General features: G+C 68.6%; 19 protein-coding genes and 3 pseudogenes. 10 read left to right on the forward strand and 12 right to left on the reverse strand.

All coding sequences use genetic code 11. The features are described 5' to 3' along the window. The first annotated feature begins 64 nt into the window (after positions 1 to 64). Positions 65 to 1357, forward strand: coding sequence for a serine/threonine-protein kinase (locus QQY66_RS28360; protein WP_301983101.1), 1293 nt, complete (start codon positions 65 to 67; stop codon positions 1355 to 1357). A 47-nt stretch (positions 1358 to 1404) separates the two neighbouring features. On the opposite strand, the gene argS is transcribed toward QQY66_RS28360, so the two are convergent. Beyond that, on the reverse strand, positions 1405 to 3159 hold the full coding sequence (gene argS / locus QQY66_RS28365) for an arginine--tRNA ligase (RefSeq protein WP_301983102.1): 1755 nt from the start codon (positions 3157 to 3159) through the stop codon (positions 1405 to 1407). 221 nt (positions 3160 to 3380) lie between these two features. On the opposite strand from argS, the gene lysS reads away from it, so the two are divergent. Beyond that, on the forward strand, positions 3381 to 5126 hold the full coding sequence (gene lysS, locus QQY66_RS28370; protein WP_301983103.1) for a lysine--tRNA ligase: 1746 nt from the start codon (positions 3381 to 3383) through the stop codon (positions 5124 to 5126). 48 nt (positions 5127 to 5174) lie between these two features. On the opposite strand, the gene QQY66_RS28375 is transcribed toward lysS, so the two are convergent. The 3 genes from QQY66_RS28375 to QQY66_RS28385 form a co-directional block, all read right to left on the reverse strand. Beyond that, positions 5175 to 6473 carry a DUF2637 domain-containing protein gene (locus tag QQY66_RS28375; RefSeq protein ID WP_301983104.1) on the reverse strand — a complete coding sequence of 433 codons (1299 nt, stop codon included), beginning with the start codon at positions 6471 to 6473 and terminating at the stop codon, positions 5175 to 5177. 153 nt (positions 6474 to 6626) lie between these two features. Continuing rightward, the gene (locus QQY66_RS28380) at positions 6627 to 7523 is read right to left on the reverse strand and encodes a DUF3558 domain-containing protein (protein ID WP_301983105.1); all 897 of its coding nucleotides are present in this window, start codon (positions 7521 to 7523) and stop codon (positions 6627 to 6629) included. A gap of 141 nt (positions 7524 to 7664) precedes the next feature. Then, positions 7665 to 8561 (reverse strand): DUF3558 domain-containing protein, encoded by an 897-nt coding sequence (locus tag QQY66_RS28385; protein WP_301983106.1) that lies wholly within the window; start codon positions 8559 to 8561, stop codon positions 7665 to 7667. Between the two features lie 215 nt (positions 8562 to 8776). On the opposite strand from QQY66_RS28385, the gene QQY66_RS28390 reads away from it, so the two are divergent. Beyond that, the gene (locus tag QQY66_RS28390; RefSeq protein WP_301987524.1) at positions 8777 to 9970 is read left to right on the forward strand and encodes an RtcB family protein; all 1194 of its coding nucleotides are present in this window, start codon (positions 8777 to 8779) and stop codon (positions 9968 to 9970) included. A gap of 43 nt (positions 9971 to 10013) precedes the next feature. Here QQY66_RS28390 and QQY66_RS50490 read toward each other — a convergent pair whose 3' ends face one another. From QQY66_RS50490 to QQY66_RS28405, 4 genes and pseudogenes are all read right to left on the reverse strand, one after another. Beyond that, positions 10014 to 10295 (reverse strand): hypothetical protein, encoded by a 282-nt coding sequence (locus QQY66_RS50490; protein ID WP_367667000.1) that lies wholly within the window; start codon positions 10293 to 10295, stop codon positions 10014 to 10016. A 93-nt stretch (positions 10296 to 10388) separates the two neighbouring features. After that, a pseudogene (locus QQY66_RS50495) lies at positions 10389 to 10589 on the reverse strand (LAGLIDADG family homing endonuclease); the annotation flags it as partial. Positions 10590 to 10998: 409 nt separating this feature from the next. Next, positions 10999 to 11160, reverse strand: a complete 162-nt coding sequence (locus tag QQY66_RS28400; protein ID WP_301983107.1) for a hypothetical protein — start codon at positions 11158 to 11160, stop codon at positions 10999 to 11001. Continuing rightward, the gene (locus QQY66_RS28405) at positions 11160 to 11927 is read right to left on the reverse strand and encodes an SDR family NAD(P)-dependent oxidoreductase (RefSeq protein WP_301983108.1); all 768 of its coding nucleotides are present in this window, start codon (positions 11925 to 11927) and stop codon (positions 11160 to 11162) included. The genes QQY66_RS28400 and QQY66_RS28405 overlap by 1 nt, the downstream gene beginning before the upstream one ends. A gap of 165 nt (positions 11928 to 12092) precedes the next feature. Here QQY66_RS28405 and QQY66_RS28410 point away from each other — a divergent pair, with 165 nt between their 5' ends. Further along, a complete protein-coding gene (locus tag QQY66_RS28410) occupies positions 12093 to 12530 on the forward strand; it encodes an ester cyclase (protein ID WP_301983109.1) in 438 nt (145 codons plus the stop codon). A gap of 51 nt (positions 12531 to 12581) precedes the next feature. Here the strand turns inward: QQY66_RS28410 and QQY66_RS28415 are convergent, their stop codons facing one another. Further along, entirely contained in the window at positions 12582 to 12917 is a 336-nt protein-coding gene (locus QQY66_RS28415) for a YnfA family protein (RefSeq protein ID WP_301983110.1), read from the reverse strand. A gap of 115 nt (positions 12918 to 13032) precedes the next feature. On the opposite strand from QQY66_RS28415, the gene QQY66_RS28420 reads away from it, so the two are divergent. Together QQY66_RS28420 and QQY66_RS28425 are read left to right on the forward strand one after the other, a co-directional pair. Then, positions 13033 to 13509: a hypothetical protein gene (locus tag QQY66_RS28420; RefSeq protein WP_301983111.1), complete on the forward strand. Its 477-nt coding sequence runs from the start codon at positions 13033 to 13035 to the stop codon at positions 13507 to 13509. A 59-nt stretch (positions 13510 to 13568) separates the two neighbouring features. Then, complete coding sequence (locus QQY66_RS28425; RefSeq protein WP_301983112.1) at positions 13569 to 14042, forward strand: MarR family winged helix-turn-helix transcriptional regulator; 474 nt, start codon at positions 13569 to 13571, stop codon at positions 14040 to 14042. Here QQY66_RS28425 and QQY66_RS28430 read toward each other — a convergent pair. Next, a pseudogene (locus QQY66_RS28430) lies at positions 14039 to 14295 on the reverse strand (winged helix-turn-helix transcriptional regulator). The gene QQY66_RS28425 and the pseudogene QQY66_RS28430 overlap by 4 nt on opposite strands. 55 nt (positions 14296 to 14350) lie before the next feature. Between QQY66_RS28430 and QQY66_RS28435 the strand changes: the two are divergent. Next, positions 14351 to 15170 (forward strand): annotated as a pseudogene (locus QQY66_RS28435) (NADP-dependent oxidoreductase). A 133-nt stretch (positions 15171 to 15303) separates the two neighbouring features. Here QQY66_RS28435 and QQY66_RS28440 read toward each other — a convergent pair. Continuing rightward, positions 15304 to 15846: a GNAT family N-acetyltransferase gene (locus QQY66_RS28440; RefSeq protein WP_301983113.1), complete on the reverse strand. Its 543-nt coding sequence runs from the start codon at positions 15844 to 15846 to the stop codon at positions 15304 to 15306. A gap of 66 nt (positions 15847 to 15912) precedes the next feature. After that, positions 15913 to 16191 carry a hypothetical protein gene (locus tag QQY66_RS28445; RefSeq protein ID WP_301983114.1) on the reverse strand — a complete coding sequence of 93 codons (279 nt, stop codon included), beginning with the start codon at positions 16189 to 16191 and terminating at the stop codon, positions 15913 to 15915. A 315-nt stretch (positions 16192 to 16506) separates the two neighbouring features. On the opposite strand from QQY66_RS28445, the gene QQY66_RS28450 reads away from it, so the two are divergent. The 3 genes from QQY66_RS28450 (at position 16507) to QQY66_RS28460 (ending at position 19900) form a co-directional block, all read left to right on the forward strand. After that, a complete protein-coding gene (locus QQY66_RS28450; protein ID WP_301983115.1) occupies positions 16507 to 17592 on the forward strand; it encodes an LLM class flavin-dependent oxidoreductase in 1086 nt (361 codons plus the stop codon). Between the two features lie 193 nt (positions 17593 to 17785). Beyond that, on the forward strand, positions 17786 to 18502 hold the full coding sequence (locus QQY66_RS28455; RefSeq protein WP_301983116.1) for a response regulator transcription factor: 717 nt from the start codon (positions 17786 to 17788) through the stop codon (positions 18500 to 18502). After that, the gene (locus tag QQY66_RS28460; protein WP_301983117.1) at positions 18503 to 19900 is read left to right on the forward strand and encodes a HAMP domain-containing sensor histidine kinase; all 1398 of its coding nucleotides are present in this window, start codon (positions 18503 to 18505) and stop codon (positions 19898 to 19900) included. Positions 19901 to 20009 lie beyond the last annotated feature (109 nt).

Genomic DNA, 20009 nt, shown 5'->3' on the forward strand with positions numbered 1-20009 from the left:
GTAGCGGAGTTGCGGGCCTGACCGTCGTGCGGCGGTGGCGATCCGCCGACGGGGGAGGGGACCGGTGCAGGGCGAACTGCTCGCCGAACGATTTCGGATCGGGGACCGGCTGGGCGCCGGCGGGATGGGGCAGGTGTGGGCCGCTCAGGACGAGCGGATGCGGCGGGATGTCGCCGTCAAGGTCGTGCATCCGCAGCACGGCATGGACGAGACGGAGACGCAGGCCCGGTTCCAGCGTGAGGTGCAGCTGGCGGGGCGGCTCTCCCACCAGAACATCGTGACCGTGCACGACTGGGGAGAGGTGTCGGTGGACGGGCGGCCGACGCTGTTCCTGGTGATGGAGCTCGTGCACGGGGTGCCCCTGCACCGGCGGCTCGAGGAGTCCACGCCGGCCTGGCCGCTCGCCGTGGGGTGGGCCGCGCAGATCGCGGAGGCGTTGCACGCGGCGCACCTCCAGGGTGTCGTCCACCGGGACATCAAGCCCGCGAACGTGCTCCTCACTCCCTCCGGGAGGGTCAAGGTCCTCGACTTCGGGGTCGCGAAGTTCATGGGGGAGACGATCGGGGCGCGTGAACTCACGGTCACGGGTGTGCTGTTGGGGTCTCCTCCGTACATGTCTCCGGAGCAGGCGGATGGGGACCGGGACATCGATCACCGCAGTGACCTGTATTCGCTGGGGTGCCTGATGTATCACGCGGTGACGGGGAGGCCGCCGTTCATGGCGTCCAGCCATTGGGCGGTACTGCGGAAGCAGATGGAGGCGACTCCGGAGCCGCCGGGGTCGTATGCGGAGGGGCTTCCGTCTGCTTTGAACGATCTCATCCTCAGCCTCCTCGCCAAGCGACCGGAGGACCGGCCGGCGGACGCGGCCGTGGTCTACGGGACCCTGAGCACTCTCCTGGCCGACCATGCTGTGACCGAGCCGGACGGGAACATCCTGGAAGTCACCCAACTGGGGCACAGCCACTCGGTGTCGGCGCTGATCCTGAAACGGGCCTGGGAACTCCGGGCGGAGGCCGAGAAGCTCAAGGCTGAGGCGATCCGCGAGGTCAAGCGCACGGTCGAGGTGGTCAGGAGTGAGCTGAAGGTCCTCGTCCGGCGCACCGAAGACATGGACGCCGAGATGGAGAGGTTCACTGCACGGGCGTCTGCGGGAGAGTTCCAGCGGGCCGAGGAGGACTACTACCAGGTCTTCAAGAAGTCGATAGGCGGCACTGGCTACCCGACGCCGCGCGAGTTCGGCGGCAGCGTGGAGGCGGAGTTCGGCACCGCGCTCCTGCCGGACGAGGCCAAGCGCATGGTCACCCGGTTCACGAACCTCTACAACGCGGAACTGGAAGAGAACCACATCGCGTAGGCCAACAGGCATCAGGGCTGGGGGAGCTCCCCCAGCCCTGATCGCGCTCAGAGCCGCTCAGGCGTCCTGATCCCCAGCAGCGCCATGCCCCGGTGGAGGGTGCGGGCCGTCAGGTCGCACAGGAACAGGCGGTTCTGCGTCTGCTCCGGGGTGTCGGCCTTCAGGACCGGGCACTGGTCGTAGAACGACGTGTACAGGGACGCCAGTTGGTACAGGTACGCCGCCAGCTTGTGCGGCGCGTACTCCGCCGCCGCCTCGAAGACCGTGTCGCCGAACGCGTCCAGGTGGAGGCCCAGCGCGCGTTCCGCCGGGGCGAGTTCGAGGTCCGGGTGGGCGGACGGTCGTACGTCTCCCGCCTTGCGGAGGATCGACTGGATGCGGGCGTACGCGTACTGCAAGTACACGCTCGTGTCGCCGTTCAGCGAGACCATCTGGTCCAGGTCGAACTTGTAGTCCCGGTTCGGGGACGTCGACAGGTCCGCGTACTTCACGGCGCCGATGCCGACCTGAGCGGCCCGCTCCTGGATCTCGTCCTCCGTGAGGTCCTGCGCCTTCTCGCGTACGACCTCGGCGGCCCGCTGGACCGCCTCGTCGAGGAGGTCCTCCAGCTTCACCGTCTCACCCGCACGCGTCTTGAACGGCTTGCCGTCCGCGCCGAGCACCGTGCCGTAGCCCATGTTGTGCGCGGTGACGTGTTCGGTGAGCCAGCCCGCCCGGCGGGCCGTCTCGAAGACCATCTTGAAGTGCAGGGACTGGCGTACGTCCACGACGTAGAGCAGCGTCGTCGCGTGCAGGTCGAAGACACGGTTCCGGATCGCGGAGAGGTCGCTCGCCGCGTAGCCGAAGCCGCCGTCCGCCTTCTGCACGATCAGCGGCACCGGCTGGTCGTCCTTGCCGCGGATCTCGTCGAAGAACACCACCAGCGCGCCCTCGGACCGCACGGCGACGCCGGACTCCTCCAGCAGCCTCGCCGTCTCCGGCATCAGGTCGTTGTACGCCGACTCGCCGACGATCTCGTCGTCCCGGACCTCCATGTCCAGCTTCTCGAAGACCGAGTAGAAGTAGACCTTCGACTCGTCCACGAACTGCTGCCACAGGTCGAGCGTCTCCTTGTCGCCGGACTGCAGGGCGACAACCCTCTTCCGCGCCCGCTCCTTGAAGTCGTCGTCCGAATCGAAGACCGCGCGCGACGCCTTGTAGACCCGGTTCAGGTTGCTCATCGCCTGCTCGCCGTCCACCTCGGACGGCGGGGCCAGCTCGCCCGGGTTCTCGATCAGGTACTGGATGAGCATGCCGAACTGGGTGCCCCAGTCGCCGATGTGATGCCGGCCGATCGTCTGCTCGCCGGTGAAGTCCAGCATGCCGCGGAGGGCGTCGCCGATCACCGCGGAGCGGAGGTGGCCTACGTGCATCTCCTTGGCCACGTTCGGCTGGGCGTAGTCGATGACGGTGACGCCCGCGTTCTCCTTCGGGGGCACGCCGAGGCGGGCGGGGTCTGTGTACCGTGCGGCGAGGTTGTCGGTGATCGCCTTGTCGGTGATCGTGATGTTGAGGAAGCCGGGGCCTGAGACCTCGACGTCCTTGATCACGTCGCCTGTGGTGATCTGGGAGACGACCTGCGTCGCCAGCTCCCGCGGGTTCGCCTTCGCCTTCTTCGCGAGGGCGAGGATGCCGTTCGCCTGGAAATCGGCCCGGTCGCTGCGTCGGAGCAGCGGGTCCGCGTCCGCCTCCGGCAAGGTGGCCGAGAGGGCGTTCGCGAGGCGCTGGTTGACGAGATCGGTGAGCGACGTGACCGGGGCCATAGGAGTGGGTGCCGTTCTCCTCGTGGGGATGGATAGACACAGTCAGTATCCCATGGGGGGTAAAGCGGGTTTTCGGCTGCGGGGCGGTGGGGGCTTGTCGCGCAGTTCCCCGCGCCCCTATCGGGGCGCTGTTGAAAAGGCGTTTTCGCTGTTGACGTTCTAGCTGGGAGAATGAACGACGTCAGTCGTTGACCGTACGGCTGCCCTGGAGAAAGAAGGACGTGCCGATCGTGGCTCAGAGCACCGAGACCACCGACTGGGTCTCCCGTTTCGCGGATGAGGTCATCGAGGAGTCGGAGCGTCGGGCCCCGGGCAAACCGGTCGTCGTCGCGTCCGGGCTCTCGCCGTCCGGGCCCATCCACCTCGGGAACCTGCGTGAGGTGATGACCCCGCATCTCGTCGCGGACGAGATCCGGCGGCGGGGCCGCCAGGTCCGGCACCTGATCTCCTGGGACGACTACGACCGGTACCGGAAGGTGCCGGCGGGCGTCGCCGGGGTCGACGAGTCGTGGGCCGAGCACATCGGCAAGCCGCTGACCTCCGTCCCCGCCCCCAAGGGCTCCGCCCACCCCAACTGGGCCGAGCACTTCAAGGCCGCGATGATCGAGTCGCTTGCCGAGCTGGGCGTGGAGTTCGACGGGATCAGCCAGACCGCGCAGTACACCTCCGGCGTGTACCGCGAGCAGATCCTGCACGCCATGCGGCACCGCGGCGACATCGACGCGATCCTCGACCAGTACCGGACCAAGAAGGCCCCCGCCAAGAAGCAGCAGTCGCAGAAGCCCGTCGACGAGGCCGAGCTGGAAGCCGCCGAAGGGTCGGGCGCCGCCGCCGAGGACGACGGCTCCTTCGGCTCCGCCGGCTACTTCCCGTACAAGCCCTACTGCGGCAACTGTGAGAAGGACCTCACCACCGTCACCTCCTTCGAGGACGACACCACCGAGCTGTCGTACACCTGCGACGCCTGCGGTTTCGCCGAGACCGTCCGGCTGAGCGAGTACAACCGCGGCAAGCTGGTCTGGAAGGTCGACTGGCCGATGCGCTGGGCGTACGAGGGTGTTGTGTTTGAGCCCTCCGGTGTCGACCACTCGTCGCCGGGTTCGAGCTTCCAGGTCGGCGGCCAGATCGTCGGGATCTTCGGCGGCAAGCAGCCGATCGGGCCCATGTACGCGTTCGTGGGCATCAGTGGCATGGCGAAGATGTCCTCGTCGCGAGGTGGGGTGCCCACCCCTGCTGACGCCCTGAAGATCATGGAGCCGCAGCTCCTGCGCTGGCTCTACGCCCGGCGTCGCCCCAACCAGTCCTTCAAGATCGCCTTCGACCAGGAGATCCAGCGGCTCTACGACGAGTGGGACAAGCTGGATACGAAGGTGGCGGACGGGTCCGCGCTGCCCGCCGACGTCGCCGCACACTCGCGAGCCGTGCGGACCGCCGGCGGTGAGCTGCCGCGTACGCCGCGGCCGATGCCGTACCGGACCCTCGCGTCCGTCGCCGACATCACCGCCGGGCACGAGGACCAGGCGCTGCGGATCCTCTCCGAGCTGGATCCGGAGCAGCCGCTCGGGTCGCTGGACGAGGTACGGCCGCGGTTCGACAAGGCCGAGGCCTGGATCAACACGCACGTCTCCGCCGACCAGCGCACCATCGTGCGCGACGAGCCCGACGTCGCCCTGCTGAAGTCCCTCGACGAGGCGTCCCAGCAGTCGCTGCGGCTGCTGCTCGACGGGCTCGCCGACCACTGGTCCCTCGACGGGCTCACCCACCTCGTGTACGGCGTGCCCAAGGTGCAGGCCGGGTTCCCCGCGGACGCCACGCCCAAGGAACTGCCGCCGGAGATCAAGGCCGCACAGAGGTCGTTCTTCGCGCTGCTGTACCACCTGCTGGTCGGACGGGACACCGGGCCGCGACTGCCCACGCTGCTGCTGGCGGTGGGGCAGGAGCGGGTACGGCGCCTGCTCGGCGAGTAAGCGGTACGGGAAAGGGGCCCTCCGGCGAGGGCCCCTTTCTGCTGCACGTCAGGCGATGTGGTTCTCTTCCAGTTCCGCGTTGTAGAGGTTCGTGAACCGGGTGACCATGCGCTTGGCCTCGTCCGGCAGGAGCGCGGTGCCGAACTCCGCCTCGACGTTCTCGCTGAACTCGCGCGGCGTCGGGTAGCCAGTGCCGCCTATCGACTTCTTGAAGACCTGGTAGTAGTCCTCTTCGGTCGGCTCGGGGGCGGACGTGCCGCCGCCCTCGCCGAGTTCGCGGGTACGGCCGGGGCTCACCGGGATGGGGAAACTGCCGGTTTCCTCCATCGGGCTTTCCAGGGGGGCCTGGGGAGCGGGCTCGTTGTACTGCTCGGCTTCTTGCTGTTCCGCGTACCACTGGGCGTAAGCGGTATCCGGGTCGTACGTCGGGTCGTAGTCGCCGTGGTACTCGATGGACTGGGGGTCCCGGGCTTGTAGCCAGGGGTTCTGGTCCAGTTCGGGTGCGTTGTGCTGGTGCTCGGCGTCCTGGATGCGGTCCAGCTCCAGGCGCTGCTCGCTGGGAGGTGCCGCTGCGCCCACCTGTGCCGCCCCAGCGGCACGACCGCCCGCAGCTGCGGCGTCGACTTCCTGCTTCGGCGCCGGGGGTATCAGGGCTGGTTCTATGCCAGCCGCCGCCAAGCCCGCCGGAGCCGTGTCCGCCAGGGGGACGCCGTACCTGGCCAGGCGTAGGGGCATCAGGGACTCGACCGGGGCCTTGCGGCGCCAGCCGCGGCCGAAGCGGGAGCGGAGGCGGGCCTGGTAGACGAGGCGTTCCTGTTCGAGCTTGATGACCTGGTCGTAGGAGCGGAGCTCCCAGAGCTTCATACGGCGCCAGAGGAGGAACGTGGGCACGGGGGAGAGGAGCCAGCGCGTCATGCGGACCCCCTCCATGTGCTTGTCCGCCGTGATGTCCGCTATGCGGCCGATCGCGTGGCGGGCGGCCTCGACCGAGACCACGAACAGGACCGGGATCACCGCGTGCATGCCCACACCCAGCGGATCCGGCCAGGCCGCAGCGCCGTTGAAGGCGATCGTCGCCACCGTCAGCACCCACGCCGTCTGGCGCAGGAGCGGGAAGGGTATGCGTATCCAAGTGAGGAGCAGATCCAGGGCGAGCAGGACGCAGATGCCCGCGTCGATGCCGATCGGGAAGACGTAACTGAAGTTCCCGAAGCCCTTCTGGAGGGCCAGTTCGCGGACGGCGGCATACGAACCCGCGAAGCCGATACCGGCGATGATGACGGCACCGAAGACGACCACGCCGATCAGAACCCGGTGCATCCGTGTCAGCTGCAGTGGCGCGGCCACCCGTACTCCCCTCCCCATGCAAGTCGTTGCGCGCAACAGGGTGGCACATGTGTCCGGCGCGCGGGTTGCCGGGACGTGAGAGCCCGGTCCCAGAGGGACACCGGGCTCCGTCAAATGGTCGTGTTCTGCTGCGAGTCGGGCTCGATGTGACGGTCAGTTCTGCTGCGCCGCGGACTTGGACGGAGAGGCACTCTTCGACGGGCTCTTCGACGCCGACGCCGACGCCAACGCCGACTTCGAGGGCGATGCGCTGCTCTCCGCAGAGCCGTTGGCGGACGACACCGCCGCCACCGCCTCCTTCGCCGCCTTCTGCGCGTCCTTCATCAGATCCGTCGCGCTCGGGGTCTTCTCGCCCGCCAGACCCGCGCCGTTGTAGTCGAGGGTGACGACGACGTTCTCGACCTGCACCACGACCGTCTGCTGCTTGAAGGAACCCTCCTTCTTCTTCAGGTCGTAGCGCACCGCCGTCGCCGCGTCGCCCATGCCGGTGACCGGCTCGGACTTGACGCCCTTCGCGCCCTCCGCCGACTGGGCGGCCTGGACCTGCTTGTCGTAGTACTCCTGAGCCAGTTCGTCGCCGGCACCGCGCGTCGTGTCCGAGTCGAAGCGGAGCAGGGAGACATTCAGCCAGCGGAACTGCGAGCCCTTCACGCCGTTGTCGTCCAGGCTGCTCCAGGAACAGTTGCCGCGCGACGAAGCGTCGTCCGAATTGCCCTCCTTGCCGGACGTCTTGGCCTTCGGCACCAGATCGCCCAGCGTCTTCTTCGCCAGCACGGAACACGGCTTCGGAAGCTTGGCGTACGCCGCCGCCTGAACCGTCGGCGACGGGCTCGCGGATGCCGACGCCGAAGCCCCGCCGCCCGCGCTCTTGCCCTCGTCGGCGCTGTCGGAACCGGAACCGGAACCGGAGTCGGAGGAGCAGCCGGCGGCGATCAGCATCACGGGAACCGCGGCCGCGCACACAAGGACGCGGCCAAGACGCTTCCCCCGCCGGTCACGCCGGTCACCCTGGTCTAGCTGTGCTCGTCGCTGCATGGTTCCTTCACTCATGACGCTCGTGCTCCTGCCGTCGGATCGGGTCCGGGGACGCTGAGGTTCCTGCGGTCGGATCGGGTCCGAGGGGCCACGGTACGCGGTGAAGGACTTGTGTGTTCCTGGTTCGGCCGCTTTACAAAGAGGACGCACGGCACGCTAGTCGGCCAGCGAGTCCGCCAGCTGAGAAGCCAGCTTCTGCGCCCTGTCCTGCATTTCCTTGCTGTCCGGCACGATGCCGACCATCGCCGGCTGCTCCTCGTACTGGATCGTCACGATCACGTTCGACGTGCGGAACGCCACAGTCACCGTGCGCTGCCGAGCCGTCGAACCGGCGCTGCTCAGCACATCGTCCAGGAACGCCTCGTCGCCGAGACCGTCGAGGAGGCGGGGCTGGAGGTCGGACGGGGTGGCGGAGGGGGAGGAGCTGGCGCCGGCGCTGGGATCGGCGGAGGAAGGGGATGTGGGGGATGCGGATGGGGACGTGGACTGGGGCGCGGAGTCGGACGGTGACACCGACTGTGCCTCCGCGTTCGCGTCCGCGTCTGCCTCCGACCCCGACTCCGATTCCGATTCCGACGCGGACTCCGTGGCCGATGCCGTCGGCTCGGGGAGGTCGGCCGCCTCCTCCTTCGTCGCGAACAGCGACTCCGCCTCGCTGTCGTCGCTGACGGCGTTGTCGTACGACACCACCCGCTCGAAGTCGACGAGCAGGTGGTCCGTGGCCTCCGTCGACTCGACCTTCCAGCGGCAGCCGACCTTGCGGTCCGTGTCGAACGTCTGCGTAGGGTCGCCCGCGTAGGCGTTCTCGCGCTGCTCGTCGTCCGTCAGCTGCCTGATGCCGGGGAGCAGCGAGTCGAGAGTCTCCTGACTCACGGCACCGCACGGCTCCGGGAGCGTGCGGTAGCGGCCCGGCTGAGCCTCCGCCGCGGCGGTGCCCGTGTCGCCGGGGTTGGAGTTGTCCGTCGGACCGCCGCCGTCCGAGCTGCCGGTGCAGCCGGCCAACAGCGCCGCGAGGAGCGCCGCGACGCCGGATACGTACGCCTTGCGCTGCACGGTGAGGATCCTCTCGACGGTGTCTCTTGCCGGGCACGCCCGGCCGCTCTGTCAGTGTCCCCGCTGGTTAATCGCTTGCCGCGCGGGGGTGCCCGCTGGAGACAATGTCTATCGCACGCGACGCCGTGGACGCCGGTCCGTTGTCCCTTTCGTTGACCTTGGCGCTGGTTTTGCGATTAAAGACTTCTGTTGCACTTACGGGGATTGAGGACGATATGTCGTACGTGGAAATGCCGGGCGCGAAGGTTCCCATTCGGATGTGGACCGACCCGGCGACGGTCGACGAGGGCGCACTCCAGCAACTGCGGAACGTGGCGACCCTGCCGTGGATCAAGGGGCTGGCCGTGATGCCGGACGTCCACTACGGGAAGGGCGCGACGGTCGGGTCCGTCATCGCGATGCGGGGGGCTGTCTGTCCTGCGGCGGTGGGGGTGGACATCGGGTGCGGGATGTCGGCGGTGAAGACGTCTCTGACGGCGAATGATCTGCCGGGGGATCTGTCTCGGCTGCGGTCGAAGATTGAGGCTGCGATTCCGGTGGGGCGGGGGATGCATGACAGTCCTGTTGAGCCGGGGCGGCTTCATGGGTTCGCTACTGGGGGGTGGGATGACTTCTGGGGGCGGTTCGATGGGGTTGCTGAGGCGGTGAAGTTCCGGCAGGGGCGTGCGGTTTTGCAGATGGGTACACTCGGAGCCGGCAACCACTTTTGCGAAGTTTGTGTAGATATGTCCGGTTCGGTGTGGCTCATGCTGCACTCCGGTTCCCGCAACATCGGCAAGGAACTGGCCGAGCACCACATCGGCGTGGCCCAAAAACTTCCGCACAATCAGGGCCTGGTCGACCGTGACCTCGCCGTCTTCGTCGCGGACACCCCGCAGATGGCGGCGTATCGGAACGACCTGTTCTGGGCGCAGGAGTACGCGAAGCACAACCGCTCGATCATGATGGCGCTCCTGAAGGAAGTGATCCGCAGGGAGTTCAAGAAGGCGAAGCCGACCTTCGAGCCGGAGATGAGCTGCCATCACAACTATGTGAATGTCGAGCGCTACGAGGGCATGGACCTGCTCGTCACACGCAAGGGTGCGATCAGCGCCAGGGCTGGCGAGTACGGCATCATTCCGGGCTCGATGGGCACGGGCTCGTACATCGTGAAGGGCCTGGGCAACGAGAAGTCGTTCAACTCGGCCTCGCACGGCGCCGGTCGGCGCATGAGCCGCAACGCGGCCAAGCGGCGCTTCTCGACCAAGGACCTGGAGGAGCAGACGCGGGGCGTGGAGTGCCGTAAGGACTCCGGCGTTGTGGATGAGATTCCGGGTGCGTACAAGCCGATCGAGCAAGTCATCGATCAGCAGCGGGACCTCGTCCAGGTCGTGGCGAAGCTGAAGCAGGTTGTGTGCGTCAAGGGCTGACGCGAGAGGCCCCCGGTCGCTTCCGGGGGCCTCGCTCACTTGGTCACTGGTCGCTGGGAATCGGCGCTTGGCCGGTGCGGAGGCGCCAGAGGCGGAGATTGCAGCTCTGAACCGTCCTGCCTAGTTCCTCGGCGGCCGCCGTTGGGCTGTTGAGCTCCAGCAGGATGCGGTCTTCCGCGTTGGTCCAGCTGCGCCGCGTGTACGCAGCTCGCATGTCGGCAGGACGTACCCAGATGGAGATGGTGTCGGCGGTGGCTCGCTTGCGCTCCAGGGAGAGGCAACCTGGGTAGTACAGGTTGATTGCCAAGCGCTGGGCCGCGTCCATCGTGTAGTAGAGGTTGTAGATGTCGTCCCGGGCGTTGCGCTTGATGACGCGTTCGGCTCCCGCTACATCCCGGGCGTAGTCACGCAGATGACACGCGATGGCAGTGCTGGCCGTGGTGAGGGAGACGAATGGAGCCCCCTTGCTGGTGAAACCGACTGATCCGTCTGCGTCGATGAGCCCTCGCAGATAGTCCCCAGTCGAGAACTCGACGTGGGGCGGAGCGATCGTTTTCGACTTGCGGCCGTAGGGAAGGCCGAGTTCGTTGAGTCTGGTCCTGGCCTCCAGAGAACACAGGCTCCAGACCGCCGAGTTGTGAGTCCGGCGAAGTTGGTGGACCGAGTGCGCTCGGTGATGCTGCTGTAGTACGGCGTCAGCTTCTGAAACTTCCGCAGGAGCTCGACGTCGCGGGCGTTGATTTCGACGGACAGCCTGCCCTTTTGTCCGACGCCCTTCTGTAGATGCCCATCCGCCTGCAAGAAGCCGAACATGTACGCGTACTCAGGCACCCTCAGGTCCATGAACCGTTGGGCGCTAGGCTCGCAGTCAGCCATGAGGAAGCTATTCCTTCCTTGCTGGTCAGGCCCTCGCTCGGGACCGGCATCCCGGACGAGGGCCGTCATTTGATGTTGTGCTGCGAGCCTAGATCGCCAGTTCGGCGGCCGTTTGGGTGATCGTCTGGATTCACTCCTGTGGGCTAATAGCCCTACTTCGCGTGCGTCACCGCGTAGATCATCACGAAGGCGACGATGTGGATTCCGAAGAGGAAGTACGCGAGGTAGTACCAGACGATGCGTTCGCGTTTCTTTTCCAGGGCGAGTTGTCGCTGTTCGCGGTCGTCCTGGTCGGCCTTTTCCTCCTCCGGCATCACAACTCCCTGTGCACCTTGGTGTTGGAGGCCTGGGCGCGGGGGCGGACGATGAGGAGGTCGATGTTTACGTGGGTGGGGCGGGTTACCGTCCAGGTGATCGTGTCGGCCACGTCGTCGGCCGTCAGGGGGTGTGCGACGCCCTCGTAGACCTTCTCTGCCTTTTCCTTGTCGCCGTCGAAGCGGGTCAGGGCGAATTCGTCGGTCTTGACCATGCCGGGGGCGATTTCGATGACGCGAACCGGGCGGCCCACGATTTCGAGGCGGAGGGTTTCGGCGAGGACGTGGGCGCCGTGCTTCGCGGCTACGTAGCCTGCGCCGCCTTCGTACGTTGCGTGGCCCGCCGTGGAAGAGACGACTACCACCGTGCCGTCGCCGCTGGCCTCCAGTTTCGGGAGGAGGGCCTGGGTGAGGTTGAGCGTGCCGATGACGTTCGTTTCGTACATCTGGCGCCAGTCGGCAGGGTCGCCGGTCGCTACCGGGTCGGCGCCCAGTGCGCCGCCGGCGTTGTTGATGAGGACGCCGATCGTGTGGAAGGCGCTCGCGAACTCGTCGACCGCCTCGCGGTCCGTGACGTCGAGGGCGTATGCCGTGGCCGAGTGGCCGGCCTGGTTGATCTCCTCGGCCAGTGCCTCGATGCGGTCCTTGCGGCGGGCGGTGAGGACGACGCGGTAGCCCGCGGCTGCCAGCTGCCGTGCCGTCGCGGCGCCGATTCCGCTGCTGGCACCGGTGATGACGGCGATACGGGATGCGGCGGGCGGGGTCATACGGCAGCTCCAGAGGGGCAAGAGGGGTGGTTCGTACTCGTGTGTGCCTCCGGCCAGGATAGGCGGGGCGCAGGCAGTGGCCGGGTGCCGGTTCGAGGGGCGGGACTGCGGGACTCGGGCGGACAATGGAGTGGGTGGTCCTCTCCCGAGTCAGGAGGTGGAGCCATGGGTGAGGCTCGTGACGTGATGGACCGGCTGACGGATGCGGTCACCGGTTCGCCGGACCTCAAGGCGCTCGCCGAGGTCTATGCGGAGGACGCGGTCGCGATCACGCCGGACGGCGGGGAGATCCACGGGCGTGACCACATCGTCGAGTACTGGCGTCAGATGACGGACGCGGTTCCTGAGGGGACGTTCGAGACGGTGTACGCGTATGAGATCGGGGACACCGCCATCGACGAAGGGTTCTTCAGCGGGAAGAACACGGGACCGATCCAGCTGCCCTCGGGGGAGTCCCTGCCCGCGACGCAGAAGGAGGTCAGGATCCGCGGGGTCGATTTCGCGACGGTGCGGGACGGCCGGATCGTCAGTTATCGGCTCTACTTCGATCAGCTGGAGTTCCTGGAGCAGCTCGGGCTGCTGCCCGACGAGCTGTCGGCCTGAGGTAGCTGGGTCACTAGGTCATTAGGTCGCTTACGTCACTTACGGCTTACGTCACTCTCCGCGCGGCGCGTACATGATCACTGCCATGCCCGCGAGGCAGATCAGTGCGCCCGTGATGTCCCAGCGGTCCGGGTGGTAGCCGTCGGCGGCCATGCCCCAGGCGATCGAACCGGCGACGAAGATGCCGCCGTATGCGGCGAGGATGCGGCCGAAGTGGGCGTCGGGCTGGAAGGTGGCGACGAAGCCGTAGGCGCCGAGGGCGAGGACGCCGCTACCGATCCAGAGCCAGCCGCGGTGCTCGCGCAGGCCCTGCCAGACCAGCCAGGCGCCGCCGATCTCGAAGAGCGCGGCGACGACGAAGAGGGCGGCGGAGCGGAGGATGAGCATGCCGGCAGCTTCGCACGGCCCGTTTCCGTGCCCGCGTCACCTGATGGACGGCGCCTGCGGCCCGCTCTGCGTGGGATACATCCGTACGACCACGGTGGAGTGAGGAGTCGGCTGGATGAGAACGACGCGGGTGCTGGCGGCGTGCGGTGCCGCCCTGGTGATGATCGGCGGCGCGGCCTCGCTCGCCGTCGCCGGCTCCGGTCCGGAGGTCGGCCTCGCCTATCACGGTGCCGCGTCCATGGCCGCGGGCCGGGTCGACGTACGGTTCACACCGCGCAATCACGGGGCGTCCGCCGTGCCCGACGCGTCGGTGCGGTTGCTCTGGTCGGAGCCGCTCGCGGACCGGCAGGCGCTGCCGGGCGGGTGTGCGCGCTCGGGGGAGCGGGCGGTGGTGTGCCGGGTCGGGGCGCTGGCCGCGAAGGGGGTGGGTGAGCCGATCGGTCTGCGGGTGCAGTTGCGGGAGGCGCCGTCGGAGGTGCTGCTGGAGATCGGCGCGGTGGCGGACGGCGGCCGGGGCGGCGGAAGCGGAAGCGGGGACAGTGACCCGCAGCGGGTGCTGGTCCTGGACACCGGGGACGAGTACTACTTCTAGACGTACGACGATTACTGCGTCGTACGATTTCTGCACGGCGCAGACGAAAGGCGGGTGGGATGACGGGTGACGCACGGGCGCGGCTGTTCGAGGAGCTGTCCGCGGTGTCCCGCCGCTATATGGCCTCGTACGCCCTGTTCAACCAGGCCGTCGCCGACCGCCTCGGCCTGCACCCCACCGATCTGCAGTGTCTGAATCTGCTCACGCTGGAGGGCGGTCCGGTGACGACGGGCCGGATCGCGGAGCTGACGGGGCTGACGACCGGGTCGGCGACTCGGCTGGTGGACCGGCTGGAGAGGGCGGGGTATGTCGTCCGGGAGCGGGACGCGGGGGACCGGCGGCGGGTGCTGGTGGCGACCGTGCCGGAGAAGAGCGCCGAGTTCGGGCGGGTGTGGGAGCGGTTGAGCGGCGGCTGGTCGGCTCTCTTCGACGATCTGGACGATGCCGAACTCGCCCTGATCATCGGGCATATGAGGCGGACGGTGGAGTTCAGCGGGGAGCAGATCGCGCGGTTGCGGGCCGACAAGGCCTAGGTCTGGGCACTCTCGTGGGTTTCCGCCCAGTCCTTCACCGCGGTGAGCATGTGGGACAGGCCGGCGCCGAGCGGGGTGAGTTCGTAGTCGACGCGGACGGGGCGGACGGGGTGACCGTGCGGGCGACGAGGGCCAGGCAGACCCACTTGTCGCTGATGCGGTCGAGGAGCTGGTGGGTGGGGCAGCCGCGGAGGGACGCGTCGTATTCCATGCGCGCTTCTTCGCGCCGCTGGGCCGCGGTCTTGGTCGCCATGGCTCACCTCGGGGGTATGTACGCACCTTCAGGTAACTACTAGGAGTTATCAGTCATGCGAGCTGCTGTGGCGACGACGTTCGGTGGGCCCGAGGCCGTGGAGGTCGTGGAGACCGAGGTGCCGGAGCGGGGCGCGCGGCAGGTGCGGATCAAGGTGGCGGCGGACGCGCTCAACCCCGTGGAATGGACGCGTGGGTGCGTTCGGGCGTCTTCGGCGGCGCGGGTGAGCGGCTCGGCTTCGGCTGGGACGTGGCCGGGACCGTCGACGCGATCGGCGAGGGGAGCGCGTGGAGCGTCGGCGACGAGGTGGTGGCCCTGCACCATGGCCCGGTGAAGCCGCTGGGCGCGCACGCCGAGTACGTCGTCGTCGACACGGACGCGGCGGCGAAGGCGCCGGCGAGCGTCGACGCCGTCCACGCCGCGACACTTCCGCTGAACGCCCTGGCCGCCGTACAGGCCCTGGAATTCCTGGAGTTGACGCCGGATCAGTCCCTCCTGGTGACCGGCGCCGCGGGCGCGCTCGGCGGGTATGCGATCCAACTCGCCGCGCACCGGGGGATATCGGTGACCGCGCTGGCCCGGGAGAAGGACGAGGAGCTTGTACGGTCCTGGGGGCGGCGCTTGAGCGGGTGCGGGACGGGGGCACGTACATCGGCGTCATCCCGCAGGCCGCACCGGCGTCCGTGCGGGGGGTGCGGGTCGGCGAGGTCGGGGTCGTGGCCGATGGGGCGCGGCTGGCTGAGCTGGTGCGGCTGGTGGAGGAGGGGGTGCTGACCCTCCGCGTCGCCGAGACGTACGCCCTGGACGAGGCGGCCAAGGCGCACGCCCGGCTGGCGGAGGGCGGGGTGCGGGGGCGGATCGTGCTGGTTCCCTGAGGGCCGTGGGCTCCTTGTCCATCGGCGTCCCCGGCTGCACGCAAGAGCGGAGTACGGCTGCCTTCCGCGGCGGGCAACCGCACGTGGAACGTCGAACTGCCCGACTGAGACGGGCCCCGGCCCGCGCGGCTGGCTAGTTCTTCGAGTCCGGCTTCCACTCCTGGACGAGGAGCCCGAGCAGCACCTCGTCCAGGAACTCGCCCATCACCCAGGCCGAGGAGCGCAGCACGCCCTCGCGGACGAAGCCGTTGCGTTCGGCGGAGCGCAGCATCGCGAAGTTGTCCGACAGCGTCTCGATCTGCAGCCGGTGCAGGCTGCGCACGACGAAGCCGTAGTGGCACAGCACCGCGACGACGTCGGTGCCGTAGCCCTTGCCGCGGGCGGACGGCAGCAGCCCGAGCCCGATGTGCGCGCACCGGTTGTGGGTGTCGATGCCCCACAGCGTCGCGGCGCCGATCAGAGTGTCGCCCTCCAGCTCCACCACGGAAAACGGGACGAGCCCCTCCGCCTTGTCGTCCACCACGAACGGCGCGTCCTTCGAGCCGGGCGTGATCGGCCGCCACGGCCCGCCTGCGGCCCGCGCGGAGTTGACCACGTCTTCGTAGAGCTCGGCCCGCAGGATCGGGATGTCGTCCTCGTGCCGGGCTCTGAGCCCCACCTTGCTGCCTCTAAGCATGCGAGCTTCCTATCCGACCGGGTCGGTCGGCGGCAAACCAATATGCCCATCCAATGCCCCTGCCCCTCAGGCGCCCTGCGCGGCAGCAGCCCCACAAGGGGCAGGCATACGGCGATGGCGGCGGCGACCACGACGAGGCTCAGCGTCGTGGCGTGGGCGTCGCCGTCGCCGACGGCCTTGAAATACACGGTCGTGCGTGGAGATGTCGCCGATCGTGCTGTCGTAGACCGTGCCGAAGCAGGTGCCCATGCCGAGGCCGATGACCAGCAGGGGCGGGACGAGGGGCCAGGGGCCGGTCTCGTCGGTCAGGAGGGCGAGCCGGCCGCAGCCCAGCAGGATGATCACCAGGCCGGTGAGGACCAGGCGGCGGCCGAGGGTGTGGATCAGCTGGTAGCAGGCGATGGACGCGATGACGATCCCGACGGACAGGGGGATCAGGCCCAGTGCGGTGCCTGCGGGTGAGCGGCCGAGGCCCTGCTGGAGGTGGAGGCCAGGACGACGGCGAGGATCGCCCAGCGGGTGCGGGCGGGGAGGGGGCGGTGGAGCCCTTTGGCGGCCGGGTCGTCGTCGTGGCCGTCAAGCTGGTTAAGGAATAAGGGGTGAGGAGGGGCCGTTCGGCGGTATAGTTGAACGGTGAACAACTTTGGAGGGTGAGCGACCATGCAGTTCGGGATCTTCAGCGTCGGCGATGTCACGCCGGACCCGACGAACGGCCGTACGCCGACCGAGCGTGAGCGCATCAAGGCCATGGTCGCCATCGCGCTGAAGGCCGAGGAGGTCGGCCTCGACGTCTTCGCGACCGGCGAGCACCACAACCCGCCGTTCGTGCCGTCCTCGCCGACGACGATGCTCGGCTATATCGCGGCGCGGACCGAGAGGCTGATCCTCTCCACCGCCACCACTCTCATCACCACCAACGACCCGGTGAAGATCGCCGAGGACTTCGCGATGCTCCAGCATCTGGCGGACGGCCGTGTGGACCTGATGACGGGCCGCGGCAACACCGGGCCGGTCTACCCCTGGTTCGGGCAGGACATCCGGCAGGGCATCAACCTCGCCATCGAGAACTACGCGCTGCTGCACCGGCTGTGGCGCGAGGACGTCGTGAACTGGGAGGGGAAGTTCCGTACACCGCTGCAGGGCTTCACCGCCACGCCCCGGCCGCTGGACGGCGTACCGCCCTTCGTCTGGCACGGCTCCATCCGCTCGCCCGAGATCGCCGAGCAGGCCGCGTACTACGGCGACGGCTTCTTCCACAACAACATCTTCTGGCCGGCCGATCACACCAAGCAGATGGTCGAGCTGTACCGGACCCGGTACGCCCACTACGGGCACGGCACGCCCGAGCAGGCGATCGTGGGGCTCGGCGGGCAGGTGTTCATGCGGCGTAATTCGCAGGACGCGGTGCGGGAGTTCCGGCCGTACTTCGACAACGCGCCGGTGTACGGGCACGGGCCCTCCCTCGAGGACTTCACCGACCAGACCCCGCTGACCGTCGGCTCGCCGCAGCAGGTGATCGAGAAGACGCTGGGCTTCCGCGAGTACGCCGGGGACTATCAGCGCCAGCTGTTCCTGATGGACCACGCCGGGCTGCCGCTGAAGACCGTGCTGGAGCAGATCGACATGCTGGGCGAGGAGGTCGTGCCGGTGCTGCGCAAGGAGTTCGCGGCGGGGCGCTCCGCGGTTGTGCCCCAGGCGCCGACCCACGCTTCCCTCAAGGCGTCTCAGGAGGTGAGCGCGGTATGAGCTATGTGCCGTCGATTGTCTGCGGCGCCATCGTGGCTGGTCGCGCCCACGCGGCGGAGCCGCATATTGACACAGCCCCGCGCCCCTTCGGGGCGCTGCGCGTTGCGTCCGGCAGGGTGAGACGTTCGTAAGAACGATGGCCGGGGGCCGCTCAGCAGGTCGTACGATCCCCGCCCTTTGCGACTATGGACGGGTGCCCCAGACTGTTCTGCTCGCCGAAGACGACCGCGCCATCCGTCACGCCCTGGAACGGGCCCTGACTCTGGAGGGCTACCAGGTCACCGCGGTCGCCGACGGGGTGGAGGCGCTGGCGCAGGCGCATCGCATGCCGCCGGACGTGCTGGTGCTGGATGTGATGATGCCGGGGATCGACGGCCTCCAGGTGTGCCGGGTGCTGCGGGCGGAGGGCGACCGGACGCCGATCCTGATGCTGACGGCGCTGGTGGAGACGCAGGACCGGATCGCGGGACTGGACGCGGGCGCCGACGACTATGTCGTCAAGCCGTTCGACGTCGAGGAGGTCTTCGCACGGCTGCGGGCGCTGCTGCGCAGGACCGGCACGGCTCCCGTCGAGGTACCGGCGAAAGCCGCGGAACCGCAGCTTCCACCCCGGCTCCTCGAAGCCGCCGGGCTGCGGATGGACGTACAGGCGCGGCGGGCGTGGCGCGGGCCGCGGGAGCTGGAGCTGACGCGCACCGAGTTCGAGCTGCTGGAGCTGCTGGTGCGCAACGCGGGCATCGTGCTCGACCACTCCACGATCTACGACCGTATCTGGGGCTACGACTTCGGGCCCGGCTCCAAGAATCTCGCCGTGTACGTCGGCTACCTGCGTCGCAAGCTCGACGAGCCGGGTGCGCCGCAGCTGATCCACACGGTGCGGGGCGTGGGTTACGTGCTGCGGGAGGACTGAGTGGTCCGGCCCCGGCGGCTGAGGCTGCTGTCGCTGCGGACGACGTTCGCGGTGTCGTTCGCGGCCGTGACCGCCGCGGTCACCGTCCTGGTCGGCATCCTGTCGTACGGCGCCGCCGCCCGGCTCGTGCGCGTGGACCAGCAGTCCGTGTTCGACGAGGTCGTGCAGGATCTGCGGAGCACGCTGCGGCAGGAGCGGATGACGACGGAGGACTTCTCCTCCTCGGAGCCGGGACACGATCTCGTACGGCCCGCCCGGACCGATGTGCAGGTGCTGGGGCCGGACGGTGCCGTGGTCGACCCCGGCCGTCCGGGGCTGCCCGTCACCGACGCGGACCGGCGCATCGCCGCCCGCTCCACCGCCGGAGCGCTGACCGAGCACGCGGACGTCGACGTCGGGGACGACGTGTACCGGATCGCGACCGTCGCGCTCGGCGGCGGGCGGGGGGCGGTGCAGGTGGCGCAGGAGTTCAGCAACACGGAGGATCTGCTGCGGGCGTTGCAGCAGCGGACGTTGATCCTGATGGCGGCTGTCGTCGTCGGCGCGGGGCTGTTCGGCTGGTGGCTGGCCCGTCGTATCACCCGCCGGCTCGTCATCCTCACCTCCGCCGCGGAGGACGTCGCCCGCACGCGCCGTCTCGGCATCCAGGTTCCCGTCACCGGCTACGACGAGGTGGGCCGCCTCGGCCGCGCCTTCGACCGCATGCTGGGCCGGCTCGCCCAGTCCGAGGAGGACCAGCGGCGGTTGGTGCAGGACGCGGGGCATGAGCTGCGGACGCCGCTGACTTCGCTGCGTACCAACATTTCCCTGTTGCGGCGGATCGATGAGCTGCCTGCCGGGACGCGGGAGGAGCTGGTCGCGGATCTGGGTCAGGAGGCGCGTGAACTGACCGATCTGGTCAATGAGCTGGTGGATCTGGCGGCCGGGCAGTCGGACACGGAGCCGCCGCAGCGGGTCGATCTCGCCGATATCGCCGAGGATGTCGCCGGGCTGGCGCGACGGCGTACGGGGCGGGAGATCGTGGTGCGGGCGAGTGGGGATACGACGACGGACGGGCGGCCGGGGATGTTGCAACGGGCGCTGTCCAACCTTGTTGAGAACGCGGCGAAGTTCGATCGGGAGGGGGCGGCGCCGATCGAGATCGCGGTTTCCGGGTCCGCGCGGCCCGGCACGATCCGGGTCGAGGTTCTTGATCGTGGGGCCGGTATCGCGGATGAGGATCTGATGCGGATCTTCGATCGGTTCTATCGGGCTGCGGATGCGCGGTCCCTGCCGGGTTCTGGGCTGGGGCTTTCGATTGTGCGGGAGGTGGCGTTGGCGCATGGGGGTGCGCCGTTCGCCTTCCGGCGGGACGGGGGTGGGTCGGTTATTGGGTTCACGGTGGGTGGGGGCGCGTAAGGGCTGGGCGGGGGTGCCTAGTAGCTCGGGGCTTTCTGTGTTGTGGCGGGTGCGGGTTTGATGTGGTTGATCGCGCAGTTCCCCGCGCCCCTGAAGGGGCGCTGTTCCG

The sequence above is a fragment of the Streptomyces sp. DG2A-72 genome (genome assembly GCF_030499575.1).
Lineage (GTDB): Bacteria > Actinomycetota > Actinomycetes > Streptomycetales > Streptomycetaceae > Streptomyces.